The sequence below is a fragment of the Brevibacillus choshinensis genome (assembly GCF_001420695.1).
GTDB classification, from domain to species: Bacteria; Bacillota; Bacilli; order Brevibacillales; family Brevibacillaceae; genus Brevibacillus; species Brevibacillus choshinensis.
The window spans coordinates 462,560-484,476 of sequence record NZ_LJJB01000013.1 but is presented as its reverse complement, the minus strand read 5'-3'; the positions used below and the strand labels follow the sequence as shown (position 1 = coordinate 484,476).

18 protein-coding genes, 4 pseudogenes and 2 riboswitches are annotated in these 21,917 nt (G+C 47.1%); of the genes and pseudogenes, 5 read left to right on the top strand and 17 right to left on the bottom strand.

Features of this window, described 5'->3' with window-relative positions; all coding sequences use genetic code 11:
- Positions 1-12: 12 nt before the first annotated feature.
- The 3 genes from AN963_RS22515 to AN963_RS22505 all read right to left on the bottom strand — a co-directional run bounded on the left by AN963_RS22515 (position 13) and on the right by AN963_RS22505 (position 3,682).
- Positions 13-1,185 (bottom strand): M20 metallopeptidase family protein, encoded by a 1,173-nt coding sequence (locus AN963_RS22515; RefSeq protein WP_055746795.1) that lies wholly within the window; start codon positions 1,183-1,185, stop codon positions 13-15.
- A 15-nt stretch (positions 1,186-1,200) separates the two neighbouring features.
- The gene (locus tag AN963_RS22510) at positions 1,201-2,607 is read right to left on the bottom strand and encodes a YfcC family protein (RefSeq protein ID WP_055746794.1); all 1,407 of its coding nucleotides are present in this window, start codon (positions 2,605-2,607) and stop codon (positions 1,201-1,203) included.
- A 190-nt stretch (positions 2,608-2,797) separates the two neighbouring features.
- Positions 2,798-3,682, bottom strand: coding sequence for a LysR family transcriptional regulator (locus AN963_RS22505; RefSeq protein ID WP_055746793.1), 885 nt, complete (start codon positions 3,680-3,682; stop codon positions 2,798-2,800).
- Positions 3,683-3,816: 134 nt separating this feature from the next.
- Here AN963_RS22505 and AN963_RS22500 point away from each other — a divergent pair, with 134 nt between their 5' ends.
- Positions 3,817-4,872, top strand: coding sequence for an ornithine cyclodeaminase family protein (locus AN963_RS22500; RefSeq protein WP_055746792.1), 1,056 nt, complete (start codon positions 3,817-3,819; stop codon positions 4,870-4,872).
- Between the two features lie 30 nt (positions 4,873-4,902).
- Entirely contained in the window at positions 4,903-6,027 is a 1,125-nt protein-coding gene (locus AN963_RS22495; protein ID WP_055746791.1) for an aminotransferase, read from the top strand.
- Positions 6,028-6,082: 55 nt separating this feature from the next.
- Here the strand turns inward: AN963_RS22495 and AN963_RS22490 are convergent, their stop codons facing one another.
- The 3 genes from AN963_RS22490 to AN963_RS22480 all read right to left on the bottom strand — a co-directional run bounded on the left by AN963_RS22490 (position 6,083) and on the right by AN963_RS22480 (position 9,955).
- Entirely contained in the window at positions 6,083-7,348 is a 1,266-nt protein-coding gene (locus AN963_RS22490; protein ID WP_055746790.1) for a homoserine dehydrogenase, read from the bottom strand.
- An 84-nt stretch (positions 7,349-7,432) separates the two neighbouring features.
- Positions 7,433-7,542: riboswitch (SAM riboswitch) on the bottom strand.
- A gap of 88 nt (positions 7,543-7,630) precedes the next feature.
- Positions 7,631-7,739, bottom strand: a riboswitch (SAM riboswitch).
- Positions 7,740-8,323: 584 nt separating this feature from the next.
- A complete protein-coding gene (locus tag AN963_RS22485) occupies positions 8,324-9,211 on the bottom strand; it encodes a YitT family protein (protein ID WP_055746789.1) in 888 nt (295 codons plus the stop codon).
- Between the two features lie 375 nt (positions 9,212-9,586).
- Positions 9,587-9,955, bottom strand: coding sequence for a hypothetical protein (locus tag AN963_RS22480; RefSeq protein ID WP_055746788.1), 369 nt, complete (start codon positions 9,953-9,955; stop codon positions 9,587-9,589).
- 114 nt (positions 9,956-10,069) lie between these two features.
- Between AN963_RS22480 and AN963_RS32115 the strand changes: the two are divergent.
- Positions 10,070-10,240, top strand: a pseudogene (locus AN963_RS32115) (6-phospho-3-hexuloisomerase); the annotation flags it as partial.
- A gap of 63 nt (positions 10,241-10,303) precedes the next feature.
- On the opposite strand, the gene AN963_RS22475 reads toward AN963_RS32115, so the two are convergent.
- The 8 genes and pseudogenes from AN963_RS22475 to AN963_RS30520 all read right to left on the bottom strand — a co-directional run.
- A complete protein-coding gene (locus AN963_RS22475) occupies positions 10,304-10,819 on the bottom strand; it encodes a DinB family protein (protein ID WP_055746787.1) in 516 nt (171 codons plus the stop codon).
- A 39-nt stretch (positions 10,820-10,858) separates the two neighbouring features.
- On the bottom strand, positions 10,859-12,142 hold the full coding sequence (locus AN963_RS22470) for a sensor histidine kinase (protein ID WP_055747829.1): 1,284 nt from the start codon (positions 12,140-12,142) through the stop codon (positions 10,859-10,861).
- Positions 12,143-12,362: 220 nt separating this feature from the next.
- Positions 12,363-12,989 (bottom strand): cyclase family protein, encoded by a 627-nt coding sequence (locus AN963_RS22465; RefSeq protein WP_055746786.1) that lies wholly within the window; start codon positions 12,987-12,989, stop codon positions 12,363-12,365.
- 170 nt (positions 12,990-13,159) lie between these two features.
- A pseudogene (locus AN963_RS30525) lies at positions 13,160-13,408 on the bottom strand (glucose-6-phosphate isomerase); the annotation flags it as partial.
- Positions 13,393-14,388, bottom strand: coding sequence for a Gfo/Idh/MocA family protein (locus AN963_RS22455; RefSeq protein WP_055746784.1), 996 nt, complete (start codon positions 14,386-14,388; stop codon positions 13,393-13,395). The pseudogene AN963_RS30525 and the gene AN963_RS22455, both read right to left, overlap by 16 nt.
- 67 nt (positions 14,389-14,455) lie before the next feature.
- Positions 14,456-14,559 (bottom strand): annotated as a pseudogene (locus AN963_RS30965) (phosphogluconate dehydrogenase (NAD(+)-dependent, decarboxylating)); the annotation flags it as partial.
- Between the two features lie 17 nt (positions 14,560-14,576).
- On the bottom strand, positions 14,577-16,076 hold the full coding sequence (gene zwf / locus AN963_RS22450; protein ID WP_055746783.1) for a glucose-6-phosphate dehydrogenase: 1,500 nt from the start codon (positions 16,074-16,076) through the stop codon (positions 14,577-14,579).
- Positions 16,077-16,211: 135 nt separating this feature from the next.
- Positions 16,212-16,376 (bottom strand): annotated as a pseudogene (locus tag AN963_RS30520) (HxlR family transcriptional regulator); the annotation flags it as partial.
- Between the two features lie 324 nt (positions 16,377-16,700).
- On the opposite strand from AN963_RS30520, the gene AN963_RS32305 reads away from it, so the two are divergent.
- Entirely contained in the window at positions 16,701-16,829 is a 129-nt protein-coding gene (locus AN963_RS32305; protein ID WP_269084406.1) for a hypothetical protein, read from the top strand.
- 12 nt (positions 16,830-16,841) lie between these two features.
- Positions 16,842-18,044 (top strand): saccharopine dehydrogenase family protein, encoded by a 1,203-nt coding sequence (locus AN963_RS22445; protein ID WP_055746782.1) that lies wholly within the window; start codon positions 16,842-16,844, stop codon positions 18,042-18,044.
- Between the two features lie 129 nt (positions 18,045-18,173).
- Here the strand turns inward: AN963_RS22445 and AN963_RS22440 are convergent, their stop codons facing one another.
- From AN963_RS22440 to nfsA, 3 genes are all read right to left on the bottom strand, one after another.
- Positions 18,174-19,376 (bottom strand): AAA family ATPase, encoded by a 1,203-nt coding sequence (locus tag AN963_RS22440; RefSeq protein ID WP_055747828.1) that lies wholly within the window; start codon positions 19,374-19,376, stop codon positions 18,174-18,176.
- 439 nt (positions 19,377-19,815) lie between these two features.
- Positions 19,816-21,120, bottom strand: coding sequence for a CapA family protein (locus tag AN963_RS22435; RefSeq protein ID WP_055746781.1), 1,305 nt, complete (start codon positions 21,118-21,120; stop codon positions 19,816-19,818).
- 40 nt (positions 21,121-21,160) lie between these two features.
- Positions 21,161-21,901 carry an oxygen-insensitive NADPH nitroreductase gene (gene nfsA / locus AN963_RS22430; protein WP_055746780.1) on the bottom strand — a complete coding sequence of 247 codons (741 nt, stop codon included), beginning with the start codon at positions 21,899-21,901 and terminating at the stop codon, positions 21,161-21,163.
- Positions 21,902-21,917 lie beyond the last annotated feature (16 nt).

Sequence of the window (21,917 nt, the reverse complement as noted above, 5' to 3'; positions counted from 1 at the left end):
TGGAGCTTTTTTTCAACCAGCTTGACGGGCATATCGCAGGACAAGCTGGACAAACAGTTCAATGGCGATCGGAATGGAATCTTCATCAATATCAAATTGGGGGTGATGGTGAGGGTATGCACTTGCCTCGCCGCCCATTCCGACGAAAATAAATGCACCGGGACAGCGCTCTAAATAATAGGCGAAATCTTCCGCAGCCATCGTAGGCGCGAGGTCAACCGCGTAGACTGACTCTCCAAACGAATCCTTTACCACCTGTTCGACATAGCGACTCTGAACCTTGTCATTCACCAGTGGTGGCGGACCCCACCTGTACTCCATGCGACCCGTAGCCCCGTAGCTCGCAGAGACACCCTCTACAATTCTCTGCATGTGAGTGTGAATTCGTTGTCGCGTCTCCTCTGTCAGACTACGAGTAGTGCCTAGCATCAAGGCTTCGTTGGGAATGATATTGTACGTACTGCCACCCTCGACCTTTCCGACAGTTACTACCGCAGGCTGCAGCGGATTGAGCGAGCGACTGACGACGGACTGGATTCCACCGACGATCTGACTGGCGATGTAGATGGGGTCGATGGTTTCCTGTGGCATGGCACCATGGCCACCTTTTCCCTCGATGGTAATCGTAAATTCATCGCAAGCCGCCATCATCGAGCCATGGCAGACACCGATTTGTCCTTTTTCCAAGGGCTGCCAGAGATGAATGCCAAAAATCGCATCGACTTGATCGAGTACACCCTGTTGGATGAGAGCAGATGCACCGCTCGGATCACGTTCCTCCGAAGATTGGAAAAGGAAAAGGACGTTCGGCTTCACTTCGTCGCGATGCTCTGACAGCCATTTTGCCGCCGCAAGTAAGACAGCGGTGTGCCCATCGTGGCCACATGCATGAGAAATGCCGGGAATTTTGGATTGATAAGGTTTATCTCCTTCTTCCAAAACAGGCAGAGCGTCGATGTCCGCACGCAGGGCGATCGTGTTTTCCCCTGTCGTTCCTCTCAGAAACCCTACGACACTCGGCGCTTCAAATGCTAAAATGTCCATTCCCATCTCTTCTAGCTGACGCTTGATATACGCATGCGTCTGATGCTCTTCGCCAGACAATTCCGGATATTGATGCAAATGGCGACGATGTCGCACGGCCCATTCGCCTAATTCTTTGGAAACCAATGTCAACGCTTGCATGACCCGATCCCCCCTTTAGAAAGGTCCGTATCCAATGAGCTGCGCCACGACCACCGCTACCAGTCCGATCGCGTACTGCGTCAAAATGAGAGGCAATATCCATTTTGCCCAGCGCACCCATGGGATTCCGGCGATAGCCAAGCCTGCCATGAAGTACCCGGAAGTCGGAAAAATGATATTTCCGATTCCGTCTGCCATGGAAAAGCTGAGAACGGCTGTCTGACGCGTCACTCCCACCAAATCAGCGAGTGGCGCCATAATCGGCATGGTTAATGCTGCTTGCCCGCTGCCAGAAGGCACAATCAAGTGGATAATGGCTTGCAGCAAATACATTCCCACAACACTAAGAGCTGGTGGCAAGTGGTGAATGGCCGAGGATGCATGGAACAAAATCGTATCGATGACATGTCCATCTGTCAAAATCACGACGATAGCACGAGCCACTCCGATGATGAGTGCACCCGAAATCAGTCCTGCTGCCCCTTTCATGAAAGCGCCGACTGCATCACCGGCAGGGAGCCGCCCCACAAAGGCAATGATGATGCCCAGAATCGTAAATAATCCAGCGATTTCCGTGATAAACCATTCAAATTTGACGACTCCGTAAGCCAGTATCACAAAGTTAAGAAGGAAACAACCGAGCACAATCTTGTGTTTCGTCTCGAGCTTCAACTCTTTTGAACCCACTGTATCGTATTTTCCGTCCGCAAAAAATCCGTAGCCCCGATCACGCTTTACTTTCATCGCATACCGGTAGACGAAATACACAGACACCGCGTACATAATCACAAACAAGAGAATGCGATATCCCATACCCGAAAACGGTGGCAGCTCAGCAATGCTCTGAGCAATCCCTACTGTAAAAGGGTTCATGACCGCAGTCGTAAATCCAATCGATGCCCCCACAAGTACAATCGCGGTCCCTGTGATGACGTCAAAACCGAGAGCAATCGCGAGTGGAATCATGATTCCGATGTAGGCCAATGTCTCTTCGGCCATCCCCATCAAAGCGCCGCCCATTGCAAAAAACAGCATCATGATCGGTATCAGCCATTTTTCCTGATTCGCTAGCTTTCGTGAAAGAGTAGAAATGAGTGCTTCTATCGTACCTGTTGCAGTTAAAATACCAAACGTACCACCGATAATAAGGACAAAGAAAATAATAGACGACGCTTCTACCATCCCTGTGTGGACGGAACCAATGATACCCATCAAGCTAACCGGAGAAGATTCAATCCCTTTGTAGGTGTCTGGTACGACGACATTTCGCCCATTCACCTCTGTCCGGGTATACTCTCCAGCCGGAAGAACGTATGTGGCAATCGAAGCGACGATCAACACCAAAAGGAGCAATACAAAAACGTTGATTTCCCTCGGTTTCTTGTTCAGCGGTGTGTTTACGGAAACGTTAGGTAGCGACATAAACGGTTCAAACCCCCTTTTTCAAAATATTTTGTCTCTAAATGGTAGCATACTCTGACGGACTCATCTAATAGGGAATGCCAATGGTAACCATTGACCCTTTTAATTCTTCGTCTTCTACTTTTGAGAAAATAAAAAAGGCAGATTGCCTCCGTAGAGGATCTGCCTCACCTATCTTGCTTCTATGATGCTAAATCTGACGGACTCCTGCCTCTGGCCAACCTTGGATGACCAGCTCCGCAAAGGAACGAATCGTCATCTCATCCGAGCGGTCTTTTAAAAAGATGAGCTGGGTATCCAATCGTTGTTCGAGTTGATGCAACCGGACAAGCTCGCCGGACTCCAATTCTTCTTTGATCAAATTGGCGCTGATTAATGCTACACCTGTATGATTCAAGGCTGCGATTTTGATCGCTTCTTCACTGCTGCTCTCGATGGCAGCAGCAGGATGATAGTTTAGTTCCGTGATCGATTGACTGTGCAAACCGTCGAGATTGTAGCTCTCTTTATAAATAAATGGATAATTCTCCATAATGTAGTCCCGATCGTGTTTTTCAAAAATTTCTCTCGATGTGACCACCAGCAGTTCTTCTTTTTCCAGCAGTGTGCTCTCTATTTCCTGTTTGCCGCTTTGTCCCGCAATGATGCCAATGTCTGCTTCATTGCACGTAATCATGTTGACCGCATCGGCACTGTTGCAGGAAACCAGCTTCAGCTTGACCTGCGGATGATGATGAACGTACGAGCGAATCAGCTGAGACAGATAGTGCGTCCAGTAGTACTCCGGAGCTGCGACTACCAAAGTACCATAAGGCCCGTCCAGCAGCTTGATCGCTTTGTCCATTTGTGAGACAACCGCAAACAGCTTGTCGACATGCTCCTTCATCATTTTACCTGCGGGCGTGAGAAACGTTTTCTTCCCTACCCGATTAATCAATGGATGCCCGATCTCTTTCTCCAATGTCTGTATTTGCAGCGTGATCGTTGGCTGTGTATAACCGAGCAGTTCGGCAGCTTTGGTTAAATTGAGTTGGTCTGCCACGACCTGAAATGTTTTTAACGTGCGAAGCTCCATCCTGCTCCCCCCAAGCACAAAAGGTTTCTAAGAATTCAATGGTTACTATAGAATACGCTAATTTCATTATTATTTTATTCTATGCTAAAGTCAAAGCCATATCATTCACACCAGATGTGGAGAGGGGGATTTACATGTTTCCATTTAGGGTAATCGACCAGGTTAGCGTCAAGCAATTACTAGACATGAAGCATGTGATTGAACTGGTAGAACGTGCTTACACGTTAAAAGAACAGAAAGAAGCTTCTTTGTTTCCTATGGTGTTCCACGAGTTTGCTCCAGGCAAGGCAGATATGGATATCAAATCCGGTCATTTGACGGGAGCTAACATATTTGGGCTAAAGCTCGTTTCCTGGTTTGGTGAGAATCCAGCGAAAGACTTGCCCGCACTTGTCGGTTTTGTCATGGTTCTCGACAGCGATACGGGTGTTCCCAAAGGGATGATGAGTGGTGAGCCCGTGACGCTCATGCGCACAGGTGCTGCTGGTGGAATCGGGGCGAAATATTTCGCTAGACCTGAATCGGAGAATCTCCTCTTGGTAGGCTGCGGTCATTTGGCTGCGTACGAAATCATGGCCACACTCATCACCATGAAGCACATTAAAAAAGTGACCGTTTACAATGCAAATTCCTATGAAAAGGCCGCAACGTTTTGTGCGACGGCAAAAGAAAAGCTGCAGGATATGTTTCTTGCTCCTTATCAAGACGACCAGGAGCTATATCGAACATTGCTCGATCGTATCGAGATTGAATACGTGGCGACGGACGACATTCGTCAAGCTACTGAAGAAGCGGACATCATTATCACGGCCACTCCTTCCCACAAACCGATCATCATGAAAGAATGGGTCAAGCCCGGTACGCATTTCTCCTGCATTGGCGCGGATATGGCAGGAAAACAAGAAATCGATGAGAATCTGTTTACAACCGCTCGTGTCTTCGTAGATGACGTGACGCAAGCTATCAACGTCGGAGAAACCAAGGTAGCGGTCCAAAAAGGACTGATCTCCAAAGAAGACATCGTCGCAGAAATCGGCAGTGTGATTCTCGGCCAAACACCGGGTCGCCTGTCCGATCAAGACATTACCATCTATGACAGCACGGGAATTGCTTTGCAGGATCTGATCACAGCCGATTACATCCTCAAGAAAGCGGAAGAAAAAGGCGTAGGCACTATCGCTCAGCTTTAATCAAAGCGTTTAGTTAAAGGAGGAATCATTGTGGATATCAAGTTGTTTGCAGTAGAAGACTGGATGAACAAGTATGAGATGAGCGCGACCTACAATATCGCGGAAACATGCGTAGACTCTTTGACGATCGAAGAGCTCATTTCCATCGACGGTACGAATCCAGCTGACTTCTTCCAATCGCTGTATGCGAAAAAACTGACGTACGGCCATATCGAAGGCTCTCCAGAGTTCCGTTCAATGGTCGCCGAGATGTACGAATCGATTGATCCACATCAAGTGCTCGTTATGAATGGTGGAATCGCAGCCAACTTCCTGGTTTTTTACTCCCTTGTGAAGCCTGGCGATCACGTCATCTCCGTCCATCCGACCTATCAGCAAATTTATGAAGTACCCAAATCTTTTGGCGCTTCTGTTGATTTGCTGCATTTGAAGCCAGAAAATGGTTACTTGCCTGATCTCGATGAGCTACGCTCCCTTGTGCGAGAGAATACAAAGCTAATCTGCATCAACAATCCAAACAATCCATCCGGCGCGATCATGGAACGGGATGTCTTGGAGCAGATCGTGGAAATCGCCCGCTCCTGCGGCGCTTATCTGCTGTGTGACGAGGTGTATCGCAATCTTTTGCAGGATGATGATCTGATCGTCCCTTCCGTTGCCGATCTGTACGAAAAAGGAATTAGTACGTCGAGTATGTCAAAAGCACTCTCGTTGGCTGGACTTCGTCTCGGCTGGATCGCTGCTCCACAGGAAGTGATTGAAGAATGCATCAAGCATCGGGACTATACCACGATCAGCGTCGGCATGCTGGATGATATTTTGGCTGTTCATGCCATGAAAAACTACGACCTGATCTTGAAACGCAATCGCAAAATCATCAAGGACAACTTGGTTATTCTGGATGAATGGGTAGCTCAGGAGCCTGCTGTCACGTATGTGAAACCACGTGCAGGAACGACTGCGATGTTGAAATATGATCTACCCGTTTCTTCTGTCGCCTTTTGTGAAGGACTGCTGAAAGAAACCGGTGCCTTCCTGACACCCGGCATTTGTTTCGATATGGATGGCTGGGTACGAATTGGCTACGCGTGTGAAACGGAGATGCTGCGCCAGGGCCTGCAAAAAGTATCCGAATACATCCATTCTCTTCGATAAAATAGGACAAGGCTGTGGAGATTTTCCTCCGCAGCCTTTTTCATGCGTCCTCGCTTTATTCAGCCGTTCCGAGTAATGGAAAACACCGCACCTGCAAGCCAAAATCCGACCTCAACAGCTCTTCATGCTCATCTCGTAAGCCCGTTGTAATCAGCCCTGCCCGCAAGACTCCTCCCAGATCAAACTGTACTTTGAGCTTATGTACCTCCACTCCGGCCAGTCGCAAAAAGTGTAGAACGCGATCAGGGGTAGCTGCTGGAGCTGATCCTTCCAGATAACACAAGGATTGCGCTGTCGCCAGTTGCTCCGTAACACGCAAGACGTCGCTTTCCTTCCACGTCGGATGCGGCGTAAATGGCTGCGTCAGCAAATAGGCCAGATCCTCCACTACAGCACTCGCGGTCGGCAATTCGCCAGCTCCTCTGCCCGTAAACAACAGATCACCGACAATGTTGCCAGACAGTTGTACGGCGTTGAAAGCATCATGAATTTGTGCCAATGGATGACCCGTGGGTAGCATCGTTGGCTCAACCGAGAGGCGAATTCCTTCCTCAGACTGATTCGCCTGAGCAATCAGCTTGATCCGATAACCCAGCTCACTGGCGATCCGAATCTGGCCTGCCGTCAGATCTGCAATGCCTTTCCTGTTTACTTCAGCCAGCGGCAAGCATTCTCCGTATACCAGCTGTGCAAGAATATACAATTTGTACATCGCATCAAAGCCTTCCACGTCCGAACGAGGATCTGCTTCCGCATACCCCAGCTCCTGAGCCTGCTTTAGGACCTCCTGATACGAGAGCTGCTCCGTCTCCATTTTCGTCAAAATGAAGTTGGTCGTACCATTGAGAATTCCTCGAATGCCGCTGATGTCATTGGTTCTAAGAAACTGGCGCAGGACACTGAGGATCGGAATCCCCCCTGCCACACTCGCTTCGTATGCCAAATGGACTTGGTGTTGGTTGGCCAAATCCACGAGCTCCGTACCTCTTTTCGCCAGCAACTCCTTGTTCGCTGTGACCACATGACAGCCCTTTTCGATCAGTGCACGCACGTAATCATAAGTAGGATCGACACCCCCCATGACCTCGACTACGATATCTACATCGCTTTTCAACACGTCTTCAAAATCTGTTGTCAGCACAGATCGATCGAGATGAACGGCCCTTTCCTTTTCCGAGTCACGCACGAGCGCTTTGACGATCTCGATTCGTTTTCCTAGACGGGACGACAACTTTTCCTGTTGCGAACGGATCGTTTTGATCACTCCGCCCCCCACTGTTCCCAAACCCAACAACCCTACTTTTACGACTCCAACACTCATCTTTTTCACCCCATCGATAGTATGTCGAACAGCAAAAAACCTTCTTCGATAAGAAGAAGGTTGGTTGGCATCGCGCGCTCCCTCTTCTTATCTTGCAGGACGCAAACATCCTGCAGGAATTGGCACCTTGTCACCTACTTCGTGACGGTTGCCGGGCTTCATCGGGCCAGTCCCTCCACCTCTCTGGATAAGAAAAAACAATATGAAATTCTCTAGTCTAGCGAACAAAAAAACCTTCTTCGACAAGAAGAAGGTTCGTAAAGACGTATACGAGTGACCCGCTTCTTATCTATCGAGACGCACTGTCTCGCAGGAATTGGCACCTTGTCACATGACTCATGACGGTTGCCGGGCTTCATAGGGCCAGACCCTCCACCTCTCTGGATAAGAACCTTGTATGCTATTGAGGTTTATTCTAAGAAATTCCAACGCATCCGTCAACACAAAATTCACTTTATTTACAGGGAAAGGGATTTCTTCTACCCCAGTTGCCTCCATGGGATGACCTCCCTTTTTGTACTGAATATCTCCTGTCCTCTTATCAGCGTTTCATTTATTTTTTCGTTCTCCCATGCCCTTTTGAACAGATTCTCTTTACCTGAGGAAAATGAGTCCTCGAGAAGATTTTCGGGCTGTACGGAATTGGTGCCTTGCAAGAATTACTGTTGGATGATCCCCTGCATTTCTGAAAAGCCGCTGAAGCCAAGCGCGTATGATAAACTGTAAAACGAATGATAAGGCTACTAGACAAAATGCAGCCCGCCCTCTAACGAGGGACGAGCTGCATTTTTTGTTGATATGCTCATTTTGTTTGATTTAAGCCTCGTATGTCTCAAAAAGATAAGAAAAAGACACCCATGTCACTTAAACTATTTTCTCACCTGAATTTGAACCATAAACTTGCTGCGAGTATTTTTAGACATTAAAACCCTGTATTATTAATGATTTATTTCATACCCATTTGCAAAGATCGTATTAATGAATGTCTTTTTTCTTAAATCGACCACCATGAACGGAAGATACATCCGTAGCAATCGTAAATGCTTGCGGGTCTAATTCTCTAATAATATCTTTCAGTTTTGTTTCCTCTAACCTTGTAAAAACACATAAAATAACTCGTTTATCTTCGCCACTATAAGAACCTTCACCGTGCAAATAAGTTACCCCTCGACCTAATCGCTCGGTAATCGCATCCGCAATCTCAGTGGTATTATCACTTATGATATACACTGATTTCATATCATCCAATCCTTTTACTACAATGTCAATAGTTCTAAAGGCAACGTAATAAGTAAGCATCGAAAATAAAGCATTTTCTAAAGAGAACACAAATGCCGCGATGGAGAATATAATCACGTTAACAAACATGATGATTTCACCAACAGAAAACGGTAACCTCTTCTCCACTAAAATCGCTAATGTTTCCGTTCCATCTAAGACTCCACCATTTCTAATGGTTAAGCCTACTCCTACTCCTAATATTAAGCCCCCGAAAACAACTGCTAGCAGTTCATTTTCTACAATCGGTTGTATATGATGCATGAAGGAAGTGGCTACAGAAAGAGCTACGATTCCATATAACATACTAATTGCAAAGGTTTTTCCTATTTGCTTATATCCTAAGAAAAAGAAAGGTAAGTTTAAAATTACTAAAAACAAACTAAGGTTGATAGCCGTTACATGACTTAATATCATGGATAAGCCTGTTACTCCACCGTCAATGATATTGTTTGGGATTAATACACCTTCTAACCCGTAAGCCATAATAATGGCACCAATCGTAATAAATATACCCCTTTTGACAATATTTCTTATTGTTAATCTTTTATGATTAATTTTCTTTTTTTCTTCAGATGTATTCATTCATTTGTTCCTCCTGTTTTTTATGTATCACTATCCTATACCTATATTAACACATCAATAGGTTAGCGATATTTTACCTGCCTATTAGATGAGCTCGTCCGCGAGAGTCTACAACATATTTTCGCAGTCTAAATCGATCATGGTCTATTTCTGTATTTTCTTCGAACAAACTATCCTCCTGTAGCTTTTCAGATGATACATCAATAGCCTGAATTTTAATTACAAAACTCTCCTGTCCAAACAAAAGAGGCTTCTAGATCATTGATAGGCTCCCCAACGAGCAGCGGTTTATTTTAATTTAACCTGTCTACTCAAAGCGGAGCATATCAGTCCATAGGCAGCCTCTGTTATCGTCTATTTCACTAACGATACCTGTTATCGTAACAAATGTTCTCTCATGTGTTTTCGAATATCTGCTGCAACACTTGATGGGCCATCCACTTGAAAAATAACGTACTTGTATTTCTCGTGCCCATCTAAATTAATAATTACCAAAGGCTCTCTTTTCTCGTACGACAGGAAGTACCATTCATCAGCGTATTTAAAACTACCTTCATAAACGTTAGGAGGGAAAGATGTGCCAGGCATTCTTAACATCCATTGTGGAGCATCGAAATAATCAACATAAACGCTTTGAATGTTCTGGTAAGGAATTTTTAGATTAAATTTAAGTGCAAAGAATCCAGTTGAACCCTTTAGTTTTAAAACCATCATGCTCTCTAGAAACTGTATCTCTCTGGACATGAACCGACCTCCTTTACCAATAAATTAATACGGTTTTCAAAAATGAAAGTTACATGATCCGCTATCCTACCCGTAGTTTCATGACTCTATGTTAGTCTAAATCTTTATTTTCAGCCAGACTCCCCAAAGGACAAGGCTAGCGGTGATTACCTATCAATCCAGCCTATGGGCTCCCTCTTTGCGCAGACACTCATCGTATTCTACGATGCCGTCATTTTACGATTGATGGAAATGCGCGGCATGGATTCAGACACGATGTATGGCATACACGCCAATTTAGCATAGACCCTTTGTGCTACGAGTCCTACATGAGAAAAACTCCGCCTTTGACGAGGCGGAGTTTTTTTGCTATACGTGATATCTTTCCATTAGAATCTTGCCATGATGGAGCTCATGACCCGCAATGATATACGCCAATGCCCTAGCCGAACATTCGCTGTTGTTAGCCATTCCCTTTCGAGTCCAAGCATCCGTTGGCACCCCCTTGATCAAGGCAAGAGTGGCTCCTCGCACCGCCTTGTACTCTTCCACCAGATCAGACAGTCGGCGAGAGTCAAAAGAACCCTCCGTCACATAGGCTTCATCTTCATAGCCGGATAAAGGAGTCTCGTCACCTCTCGCAAATCTCAGCAAGCGATAGGACATGATTCTCTCCGTATCGATGATATGTCCAAGCACTTCCTTCACCGACCATTTACCGGGGGCGTAGCGATGAGCTTCTTGCTCTTCCGTAAGGGCCGAAAACTTCTTGGTGGTTTCCTCCATGTGCAGAGATAACGATTGCAGCAGATCCCCTTCTGGAACCAGATCAATATAGGTCCCGTAGTACGCACTGTATTCGTCTTTCGTTGGACGGTTTGGCATCTCATTTTCCCCCTAATGATTTATGGCCATTCGAATTCTTCAGCTAATTCGAGTGGCAGGTGTCTCCTGTGCGTACTCAAGAAGCGGGATCGAAATCGTAAAACGCGTCCCTGCTCTTGGCTCACTTTGAACGGCGACTGAACCGCCCATGGCGCGAATCACTTGAAACGAGTAGGTCAACCCGAGACCCGTGCCGCTTGACTTCGTAGAGTAATAAATTGAGCCCAGTCGACTAATCTGGTCAGCACTCATACCAATTCCATTATCTTTGATGATCAGTAATACGTTTCGGTCCACTAGATTCAAACTGAGAGACACCTTAGCATGTGGCACTTCCACACAGGCTTCAATTGCATTCTTCATAAAATTCACGAGTACCTGTTTGACTTCATCCCCATTCGCGATGATCCATACGGGTACAACAGGCTTGTGCTCCAGCTCAATCTCTACGTTGCTCATGATCGCATAAGACGACATGACATCGATGATGACCTGCACTTGGTGCGAAAGGTTTGTTTTGCCCATTTGCTTGCTAGGCGGCTTAGCGATGGAGAGATATTCAGATAACACCGACTCGGTTCGATCAATTTCCATGAGGCTGATGTCGATGTACTGCTCTATTTTTCCTTGCTCCAAAGTGCTATACCGTATCAACTGCAGAAATCCCTTTACCGCGGTGAGCGGATTGCGTACCTCATGAGCAAGAGAAGCAGCGACGTGACTGATCGCTTCAAACTTTTCATTTTCAGAGTAGTTGATAAACAGGGCTTTGTCGGAAACAGCCTTGTGAAACAACGTCGTCAACAGCCATATCCCGATCAAATACTGTAGAGGAAAGACAATCAAATGTTCGAAGAGGTTATTAGTGACCTTCTCGGGATGGTTCAGATACAGAATAAGAGTAGGATGAATGGATAAAACGCCCCCTGCCAAACACGTGACGAGCGTTGTCCGGTGTGTACTTTTATAAATCTGATTAAAAAATAAAGACAAGAAAAACGTGCACAGAAAAATGCTGGAACCTACCCATATGCCGTCTCCCCCTTTGTACAATCGATACACGAAAAACTCGATCAGGAGAAAACAGCCTGTCTGCAAACCGCCAAAAATCACTCCAAAATACATGATGATATGGCGAACATCAAAATAATAACCGGGTCCCAGATTGCAAGAGAACGTCATAGCCAAAAACAGCGATAGCGAGCTCGTGATGATGATAAATTTTTTGCTGTAATTTCGAAGTTTATCTCGATAGTAGACGTTAAAAAGGATGAATGGCAAAAGAGCGAAGAAGAGCTGCAGCATCACGTGCTTGATAATCATTACCAGGATCGCCTCTTCGTCTTCATTTTGGCTAACTATGTTTCTAAATGGAATGATATGGATACGTTTTTCATTCGATACTTTTTTTAGGAATCCTTCAAAATGGAAAAGCAGCCTTCGTGCATATTTTTGCAGGATCAAAAAACACCTTTGCCTAATTGGTAAAAGTGTCTGATCAACTGGCCCGTATTACTGGATTCGTCAATTCTCGTGGTGAGAGCTATTCCGAGATTGTGACCCCATCAAACAGCAGGACTCTGGCAGGTGCAGCGTCTGTCCCGATCAGCTTTAAGGGAGCAGCCACCAAGAAGAATTCCCCTTGGGGTACATCCTTCAAGCGCAACCCCTCGATAATAATGACCTGGCCGGCAAATAATGCTTTGTGCGTGGGGTGCCCTTCCTGACTGCGCTCAATCCCCAGGGCGTCTGTTCCCACGCCACGCACACCCATGCTCGCCAAGTATTCGGCCCCGTCCTTTGCCAAATACACGAATTCAAAAGAAAACGCCTCATCCCACGAATTTTTCGTTTTGAACAACAGAAAATCATTAGGTGCAATATCAAATGACTCTAGGTCCCCTCGGGTGATTCGGTCCTCCACATGCGTGAGGTCGAGGACTTTGCAATTCCCCACCAGCTTGTCCAAAGCAATCGTTTCAAACGTTTCCCCATCTGTCACCATGTGAAGTGGGGCATCCACATGCGTACCCGTATGAACGTCCAGTTCAATCCGTGACTCTGTGACATAGCCATTCGTGACAGGCTTGATCTTGGGTTGTTTCTCCGGTTTGTTTTTGTACACCGTCATTCCTTCAAAAACAGCACCGGTTACATCGTACATTTTCATCGCATTTCGCCTCCTCTACTCGATGTATGATCCGACCAAAAGATTCATGGAGGTAGGATGACCTCCAGCTCCCCAAACGTATATTCATTCATCTCATCCATTTCGATAATGAGGTTGGGTACTCCTCCATCGACGTGTGCGAGCAAGGTTCCTTGAAAAGCTTTTTGATTTATGCGCTCTCTCGCTCCCTCTTTGCCATACTTTTTCTCTGTGTATTCCCTGAAGATTCGGAAAGCAATGGCCGGTTCCGTCGTCGTTCCGGATTTCGAAATGACGTTGACGGAAATATCTTTTCCCTCCAGCACCTCGAGCAGATGGTTCAGATAGGTGGAGCTCATATTTTGACCGGCAATGTTTACCTTCGTATACCCTTCCACCTGATTATGAAACGAATGGGACAAGGCTACGAGTCGGCACCTAATCGGTCTGCAGGATAAACGAGTCCGATCTGTTTTCTCGCCTCATCCATGATCTCCAGCGTGATCAACGAATTCACATGGGTGTTCGTGGCTGATTCCCGCGCCCCCTGCTTCACCAATTCCATAAATTCCCTGATTTCGTAATGCATCAGGTTGGGAGTCTGTGGTCTCGTTACATCTTCTACTCGTCCATCCCGGTACCGTATTTCTATCTTTTTCAAATGATTGATTTTATCAATGACCATCGTAGCGTTCTCGCCCTGAATTTCTGCTGGCAAATACGAGTCCGTAATTTTTGAGTAGATCACTACAGCTTCTTTGTCCTCGTACTTCATCAGGATACTTCCTTCTCCGTCGACGCCTGAATCGAGCATGATCGCCTCCGCCTTGACCGCGGAAGGCTTCCCGAACAAGACCACCAACGGGTACAAACAATAAATACCGATATCCATCATGGCGCCGTTTGAAAAAACAGGGTCAAACGCATTGAGGACTGTTCCTTCTTTATACGCATCATAGCGAGAAGAATATTGGCAGTTCCCTGCAAAATACCGCCGAATTTTCCCCAGCTTGTGAATGTTATCCTGAATCGCCTGGAAATTAGGTGCCAGCGTTGATTTCACAGCTTCCATGAGAAGCACACCGTTTTCCTTCGCTGCTTGTATCATGGCTTTTGCCTCCGCAGCATTGGACCCTACCGGCTTTTCACACAGTACGTGCAGCCCATGCTCCATGCATTGGATCGCTTGCTTGGCATGAAAAGAATTTGGACTGGCGATATACACGGCATCAAGTACCTTGCTTTTTGCCATCGTCTCGACGTCCGTAAAAACATAAGGTGCCTCATGCGTCTGCGCGAAAGATCTGGCGCGTTCTTCGGTGCGTGAATAAACAGCTGTCAAAGAAAACCCTTCTACTTCTTTTCCTGAACGAATGAACTCTTCCGTAATCCAATTCGTTCCAATTATGCCAAATCGCATCGCGGATCGCTCTCCTCTCGTTTTTTTCTGCCTTTTCCACTGCATTTCCCCCAAATTCATTTCGGAGCGCATACAAATAACCATTTGCTACCGCTGTGTTACCACTGTGTCGCGAAAAATCGGCTCGACCACTGCCCAAGCTTCGGGGTCTCCTCCCACCAAGTAGCAAGCCGTTCCTTCTTGTGTCTTTATGAATGACTCGGGATCGGTTCGCGTTCTGGCGCTTTGTCCAGCCACCATTGAAAACCATCTGCTCGCAACAATTCCTCCGATGCGTCGGGGCCGTTCGAACCTGCCGGATACGTGTGCAAAGGCACAAGATTTTCCCTAAAAGCCTCTAAAATTGGCTCGACCCACATCCATGAAAGCTCTACTTCTGTCCAGTGAGCGAAGTACGTGGAATCTCCTCTCAACGCATCGAACAGCAACAGCTCATATGCTTCTGGTACGTCTTTAGTCCCCGCCGAAAAGTCAACGGTGACGGGCTCAATCTTACCGCTATTGGATGGATTCTTACTATTCACCTGCAGGGCGATGCCCTCATCTGGATTCACGCTGATAATGAGTAAATTGGGTGCTGGTTTCTCTTGTTGATGATGGTACAGCTGTTCCAACGGATTTTTGAACTCAATTACGATTTTCGTCGATTTTTCCTTCATTCGCTTGCCTGTACGAATATAGAACGGGACGCCCTTCCAGTACGGATCATCAATCCAGACACGAGCCGCTACAAACGTATCCGTCATCGATTGAGGTTGAACCCCTGGCTCTGCACGGTAACCGACTACGTGCTTGTCCAACATTTCTCCTGCCCCGTACTGGCCACGGACCACATGCTGGCTTACTTCTTCCTTTTGCAAAGGTCGTACGGCTTCCATCACCTGGCGCTTCTGTGCTCGAATATCATTGGCCGTAATCCGTTTTGGCACGTGCATGGCCGTCATCATCAGCATTTGCAGCATATGATTTTGCACCATATCGCGAATCGCTCCTGCATGATCGTAATAGCCTGCCCTCTCTTCTACCCCGACGGTTTCACCTGCCGTGATTTGCACATTAGCGATATACTGGTTGTTCCAAAGTGCCTGGAAAACGGGATTGGCAAATTCCAGTGCCTCCAGATTTTGCACCATCGGTTTGCCCAAATAGTGATCGATCCGGTATATTTCTTCTTCCTCAAATGCAGCACTGAGTTTTTCATTTAGTAGTTGGGCTGATTTCAGATCATTCCCAAACGGTTTTTCGATAATCAGTCGCTTCCAGCCGTTCGTCGTGCCGAGTCCGCTCGTCTTTATATTCGAACTGATCACCTCGAAAAATTCGGGCGCCACTGACAAGTAAAACATCCGATTTTCAGGTATTTGCAAGGCAGCTTCACGTTCCTTCACACGTTCCAGCAAAGGAATGAAGGCTTGCGGATTCGTCACATCGACTGCGCAATAGCGAAATGCTTCGACAAACTCGTCCATCTGCTGTGACTCTACTTGGGTACGGCGAGAAAATGTACGCACTGATTTCACAATACTTGCTTGAAACTCTTCGTCTGACCAGTCTCTTCTGCCCACTCCAATGATGGAAAACGTGGAAGGCATTTTTTTGTCGAGATATAAATTGTACAAGGCAGGGTAAATTTTACGCTTTGCCAAATCTCCTGTAGCACCAAACAACACAAAGGTCATCGATTCCATGTGCGATCCCGCCCCCTTCCTCATTTTTTCTGAGATGTCTATTCATGTTCACATCGTTATTATTAGAGAAAACATGCACGTAATCAAGTACTCACTTTGATCAAACTTAGTGTGAATAAGGTAAATCTTTCACGATTAAGATCCTGTCTCTTCTTGATTCAGGACGGTATCCATATAGTTTCTCCCCCACTGATACATCGAATCCAGAATGGGCATCAGACGATTCACCAATATTTTTTGCGTACTGTCTGGGATGAGCGCTATCAGCTCGCCAAACCGTTTCGTCCCTTCCTTACCTAAATCGGATCCGCATGAATCATGCTTGTCTCCTCTCCATTCTCCATCGTAGATTTCTTTTAATTGAGTTGTTTTTCAACAACTTATCATCACGGGGGATAGCGTCATTATGTAGCATAACAGCACGAGCGGGAAGTACGTACTTTTCATTTAGATCGTTACCTTTTCGTTAGATAGTTACTTCCTCCATTCCCCCTCCCGAAAAAGCAGACCTTTTCACCAACTCGGCGCATGGGACTTCCGAGGTGTCTCATATACATGTACGAGTGGAGCTTTTTAGCCACTCAAATCACCCCGTTTGCAACTGACCATAAGGAGGAGTTTGGAATGCGATTAAGGCTGCGTCCCCGGGAGCCGATCGACAATGTCGCAGAAGTACAGGTTTACCCTGCGACCATTGATTTGTTTTTGCAAAAATGGCTCTTTCGAATGCGAAGAACGTGCAATCCAAATTAGGAGGAGGACTCTATGCGAGTCGCAATATTGGGTGTTGGCGGTGTAGGACAAGTAAGTGCGTGCGAACTCATTAAAACGTCATATGTGAAAAAACTGGTTCTGGCGGATATTTCCATCGGGCCTGCCGAAGAACTGGCCGTTGAGCTGCGTCGCGAAACCGATGTGGAGATCGAAGTAAAACGGGTGGATGCCCGCGATGTTTCCAGTGTGCAAGCCATTTTGGACGATATTGACCTTTTACTCCATATTGGATTACCGGAAAATAATTTTGACGTCATGAAGGCATGCCTGAATACCCGAACGCATTATATCGACACCGCTTCCTCTGGACCGCAGTGGCTGCGGAAGCAATTGGCTTGGAATGATCAGTTTCGTGCTGCAGGTATTCTCGGCATCATGGGGTTGGGTTGCGATCCCGGCTTTTCCAATATCGCTGCTCGGTACGCCGTGGATCAATTGGATGAAGTGGACGCCATTCTCATTCGGGATGGAGATAATTCTGTCGTGGACTATGACGGCTTTTGCTCCTACTTTAGTCCGCAGACTGCCATCCAGGAATGTCTGGCCAAACCGAACTATTGGACAGCGGCTAAGGGTGAGCAGTATCTACCGACTCCTTTTGCCAACAAGGAAGAATTTGAATTTCCTGAGCCCATCGGCTGGCTCGACTGCTATCATGTGGAGCACGAAGAAGCCACCACACTCGGTGAGACCATCGGCCGTGCCAAGGGCTGCAAATATGTTGATTTCAAGTACGCCCTGCATCCTGATTTTGTGAATACCTTGCAGGTCCTTCGTTATTTGGGCCTAGATAGTGACGAGGAAATTGAAGTCAAAGGCGTGAGGGTGGCCCCACGAGATGTCGTGGTGACTTCGATGCCCAAGCCAGCAGATCTGGCGGGCAAAATCCACGGGTATTCCAGCGTTGGCGCTCTCGTCAAAGGAAAAAAGGATAACAAGCGAAAAGAAGTTTACGTCTACACGATCGCCAATCATGACGAGGTTTTCTACAAAACGGAATTCCAGGCAACGATCTGGCAAACCGGCATCCCTCCAGTTGTTGCTGTGGACATGATTGCGGAGGGGTTACTGACGACGACAGGCTGCATACCACCCGAACTGATTGACCCGATCCCATTTCTCGATAAACTGAAAGTACGAGGCATGGTCTGGGATGTCATCGAGAAGACCTCTCCTCTCCTGCAGATCACGTAGAACGTAAGTTAACATACAAAAACCGTTCGCACGACTCTTGTGCACGAACGGTTTTTTAGTTTGTATAGCACGTCCATTCGATTAAATAGAACAAGAAATAGAGCGTCCATATTTGATCCATTGTGGTAGTCAGATTCGCTTATGCTTTGCCAGGAAGTGTTCGACTCCATCGTAGAGACCTTCGTCATTCGCGTATTTGACATAATTTTTCGCCGTACGGAGCCACTCTATCGTCGTTGGACGTGTCGCCGCAATCGATTCGCGAAGGTCACTCATCATGATCGGACGCTCCACTCCTGTGGTTAGGAAGTCGTGCAAAACCTGCTCAGTCGCCAATTCGACGACGTACTCGATATCAGCCCCAGAATAGAGATCCGTCCATCCTGCCAATTGGGCAAAGTCAATCGGCTCAGAGGGTCTCCCTTCCAGCTTGAGCCGAAAGATAATTTCACGTGCCTCCGCATCTGGAGGACCGACAAAAATCAGCTGATCAAAGCAACCAGGGCGATGAAAGCCAGGATCTACATCCCATGGCATATTGGTCGCACCCATGATCAAAAGCTTGTCCGCTCGTGAGGCTTCTCCTTCCAATTCCATAAAGAAAAAATCGTTTATTCCCCTCTTCCATGCAGAAGAATTCTTCTCACGAGCATAACCGAGGGCATCTAGCTCGTCGAAGAACAAGATGGCCGGTTTTTGCGTACGAGCGGTACGAAACAAGGTGCGAATGTTTTGCTCGCTAGCCCCCACACGTGAATCCAATATGTCAGTTGCTTTCACGTGCAATAAGGTTGCGTTGCATTCTCCAGCAGTCGCTTTCGCGAAGAATGTTTTGCCGCAGCCCGGAGGTCCATATAGTAAAACCCCACTGCCTGGCTTTTGACGAATAGGCTTACATAACCCGGTTGCCAGAAACGGTTGGACAATTTTCATCCGTACCGCCTCTTTTACATCTTGGAGACCTCCTACCTCGGCAAAGCTGACGTTTTTATCAAGCGTGGATATTCGCACCTCTCCCTTATTCTTTCTGAGGTGTTTGCCTCCCTCAATAACGCGTAAGGTGACAGGAGTATGAATATCTCTGGTTTGGAACGTTCCGGCCTCGTGTACACTCCCTCCATTTCGAAGCGGTTTCACTTGGCTAAGTTTGTTTAGCTCACCCACGATGTTGTTCTTCAGTTCCTCGTCCCCATACGCGAGTGCTTGTGTAAAAGCTAGCAATGCTTCTCCTCTATCTCCTAGCTCCGAATATTCTAGACCCAGTAGAAACCACGCTGACGCATTTTTTTGATCGGTGTGAACCATGGTTTTCAAGATCTCTATCTTCGTCATGTGCTTCATCCTCTGCAATCCAGTTTGCATGATCATTTGTATAGGGATGGCTAGAATCAGTTGTACCCATAAATCTGGAATGCGAGAATCGCTGCACAAATTCATTGGTTTCATCTGATATGCCATTGATTGATCGTTGTCTTTCAGCTTTTTTCCATCAACCCTTTCATTATAAATCATTCGAGTAACAAGAAGAATATGGAAATGATTCGATTAGGAAGAGAATTACAGTGGAACCGCTCAATACGAATAACAGATTATCCAGAAAATGGAGAAGAATAGCAGTTTCGAAAGCGTGAGTGGTGTTGAATGAATGCCCCTCCATCGAATCGTAATAGAAAAACGCTTCATTCCCTGTACGAGAAGAAGCGTTTTTCCACATGAGCTTTTCATCGTTGCCGAAAAAAAGAAGCGGCCAGCACCGCTTTCTCTTCTTCTTTTATTCTTCAATCTGTACCCGACCGATAAATCCATCCAATTCGATTCTCGTTCCATATGGTGCACTTAATCGCTGTAAATGCTCGATAATCTTGGGTTGCTGCGAAAGACTTGGCCACCCTCTCTGGTAACGGGGGGTGCCAAAGCCCAACTCTATAGGGTAAAGGAACAGTTCCCTCAGCTGCCCCTCTTCCATTCTCCAATACGGTATGACCGATTCCCACACATACGGATTGACCCCCAGCCCTTTTTGGTTATGGTCCGTACGGGTATCAAACGCGTCCGCGACGGTCGATTCGTGCCCCAGGCTGTATTTCTCATAAAAGTCTGCTGGCAAACGGCTAACGGTCTCATTCTGGAAGATAAAATTACCCAAGCTATAGAAGATCGGACGATTGCGGTAGATCTCGATTCCTCTTAGAATATGAGGTCCATGGCCAATGACAGCGTCTGCGCCTCCATCGATGCAAGCGCGCGCCATTGACTCAAAAAAAGAGGCTGCCCTTGCCTTGTTCTCACCTTCCATCTCGTGAGAATGGATACTCACGATCACATAATCCGCCTGGCGTCGCGCCTCCGCAATCGAACGAAGTATCCGCCTTTTATCTGCCTCGATTGGTGTGGTCGTGCAGGTAGCTTCCGTTCCCACGGCAAAGCGATGAGTTCCAAAGCGAATAGTCGTACCATCTCCTGGGACTGCGAAGCCTTCTTTGACATCCAGATTAAAGGTGGCGTTAATCGGGATCGTCTGGCTGATTCGATCCAGATGGGCGAAATCATCCTGTGGCAAGTAGTAAGTGGTATCATATCGTAATGGATTCACTCCGGGTCGCCCCGGCATATCCGGTCTCTGTTCTCCTGCTATCCACGATTCATGAAAGGTGGAAGTAGCCGCTATTAGTGCGACACGACCCGACGGACAATCCAGATAGACAGGTTGACTAGCCTCGGCGAGATTCGACCCGACCCCGGCATGGGCGATACCGTATTGATCCAGGTATTTTCGCGTCGCTTCCAGCCCACCGTAGGCGTAATCCATCGTGTGATTATTGGCCCACGCTGTAATGTTAAAGCCGTATGCCTGTAAATCCGCCAATACTTCTGGCTTCGCCATCGCCCATGTGCCTCCACTAAAAGCAAATGGAAATCCTTCTTGACGATGTGTCGTCACTTCCAAATTCGTAAAGCGAAATTCTGCTTGTCCAATCAGCTTGGTTAGCGAGCGAAATGATTCTGACGATGCGCTTGGCAAACGTCGGGTAATAAAGCTGTCACCAGTCGCGACGAACGTCATCTTGTTCCCCATCCGCGGCCCCTCCTGCTCTTCTTCTCCTCGTTAGATCTTTCTAAGTTAAACGCATCCCTTGGTCTTTGATAAATTGCGTGACATGTGCTCTTCGTGGTTTGTTGACGTAATCCGCCATTTGCTTGGTCCACCCTTCTGTGCGCTGTCCATTACTTCGCTCGCTGTAGTATTCAGAAGAGGTCCGTTCATACTCTTCCAACGCTTCCGGTATAATCTCAGTCTGATAGCGCTCATGATGGATGACTGCCCGTTGTGGCAAGCGAGGTTTCTGTTGGACATCCTGTGCAGGGTAACCGAGGCACATGCCCATGATCGGGATGGTCAGTGCGGGAAGACCCAGAACGTCCGCTACGTCCCGAGGATTGTTGCGAATGCCTCCGATCATGACGCCTCCCAGCCCATGGGAGCGTGCGGCGAGCAAGACGTTTTCAGCAGCTAATGCCGTATCCACTGCCCCTACCAGCAAGCTTTCTATTTCATCGGCCGCCAGTGTCTGTCTATGCATCTCGCATGCTTGCTTCAGACGGTAGTAATCCGCACAAAAGACGAGAAACACCGGGCAGTCCACGACCCATTTCTGGTTGCCGCACAGGGCAGACAATTTTTCCTTCGTTTCACTCGAACGTACGATGATTACGCTGTACGCTTGCACGTTGTGCGAGGATGGTGCCCACTGTGCGCAGCTTACTATTTCCTGAAGCAGCTCCTCAGAGATGGGCTGATCCTTATACTTGCGAATCGAGCGATGAGACTGGATTAATTGGGTGACTTCTGTTGGCATGTCGTGCCTCCTTCAT

What these genes read in the sequence shown, in the direction of transcription:
- AN963_RS22515 (WP_055746795.1), bottom strand. Translation starts at nt 1,185, where the DNA reads ATGCAAGCGTTGACATTGGTTTCCAAAGAATTAGGCGAATGGGCCGTG.
- AN963_RS22485 (WP_055746789.1), bottom strand. Translation starts at nt 9,211, where the DNA reads ATGAATACATCTGAAGAAAAAAAGAAAATTAATCATAAAAGATTAACA.
- AN963_RS22435 (WP_055746781.1), bottom strand. Translation starts at nt 21,120, where the DNA reads ATGGGGAACAAGATGACGTTCGTCGCGACTGGTGACAGCTTTATTACC.
- AN963_RS22500 (WP_055746792.1), top strand. Translation starts at nt 3,817, where the DNA reads ATGTTTCCATTTAGGGTAATCGACCAGGTTAGCGTCAAGCAATTACTA.
- AN963_RS22465 (WP_055746786.1), bottom strand. Translation starts at nt 12,989, where the DNA reads ATGAAAATGTACGATGTAACCGGTGCTGTTTTTGAAGGAATGACGGTG.
- AN963_RS22470 (WP_055747829.1), bottom strand. Translation starts at nt 12,142, where the DNA reads ATGATTATCAAGCACGTGATGCTGCAGCTCTTCTTCGCTCTTTTGCCA.
- AN963_RS22445 (WP_055746782.1), top strand. Translation starts at nt 16,842, where the DNA reads ATGCGAGTCGCAATATTGGGTGTTGGCGGTGTAGGACAAGTAAGTGCG.
- AN963_RS22490 (WP_055746790.1), bottom strand. Translation starts at nt 7,348, where the DNA reads ATGAGTGTTGGAGTCGTAAAAGTAGGGTTGTTGGGTTTGGGAACAGTG.
- AN963_RS22475 (WP_055746787.1), bottom strand. Translation starts at nt 10,819, where the DNA reads ATGCCAAACCGTCCAACGAAAGACGAATACAGTGCGTACTACGGGACC.
- AN963_RS22480 (WP_055746788.1), bottom strand. Translation starts at nt 9,955, where the DNA reads ATGTCCAGAGAGATACAGTTTCTAGAGAGCATGATGGTTTTAAAACTA.
- AN963_RS22455 (WP_055746784.1), bottom strand. Translation starts at nt 14,388, where the DNA reads ATGCGATTTGGCATAATTGGAACGAATTGGATTACGGAAGAGTTCATT.
- AN963_RS22510 (WP_055746794.1), bottom strand. Translation starts at nt 2,607, where the DNA reads ATGTCGCTACCTAACGTTTCCGTAAACACACCGCTGAACAAGAAACCG.
- AN963_RS22505 (WP_055746793.1), bottom strand. Translation starts at nt 3,682, where the DNA reads ATGGAGCTTCGCACGTTAAAAACATTTCAGGTCGTGGCAGACCAACTC.
- AN963_RS32305 (WP_269084406.1), top strand. Translation starts at nt 16,701, where the DNA reads ATGCGATTAAGGCTGCGTCCCCGGGAGCCGATCGACAATGTCGCAGAA.
- zwf (WP_055746783.1), bottom strand. Translation starts at nt 16,076, where the DNA reads ATGGAATCGATGACCTTTGTGTTGTTTGGTGCTACAGGAGATTTGGCA.
- nfsA (WP_055746780.1), bottom strand. Translation starts at nt 21,901, where the DNA reads ATGCCAACAGAAGTCACCCAATTAATCCAGTCTCATCGCTCGATTCGC.
- AN963_RS22440 (WP_055747828.1), bottom strand. Translation starts at nt 19,376, where the DNA reads ATGACGAAGATAGAGATCTTGAAAACCATGGTTCACACCGATCAAAAA.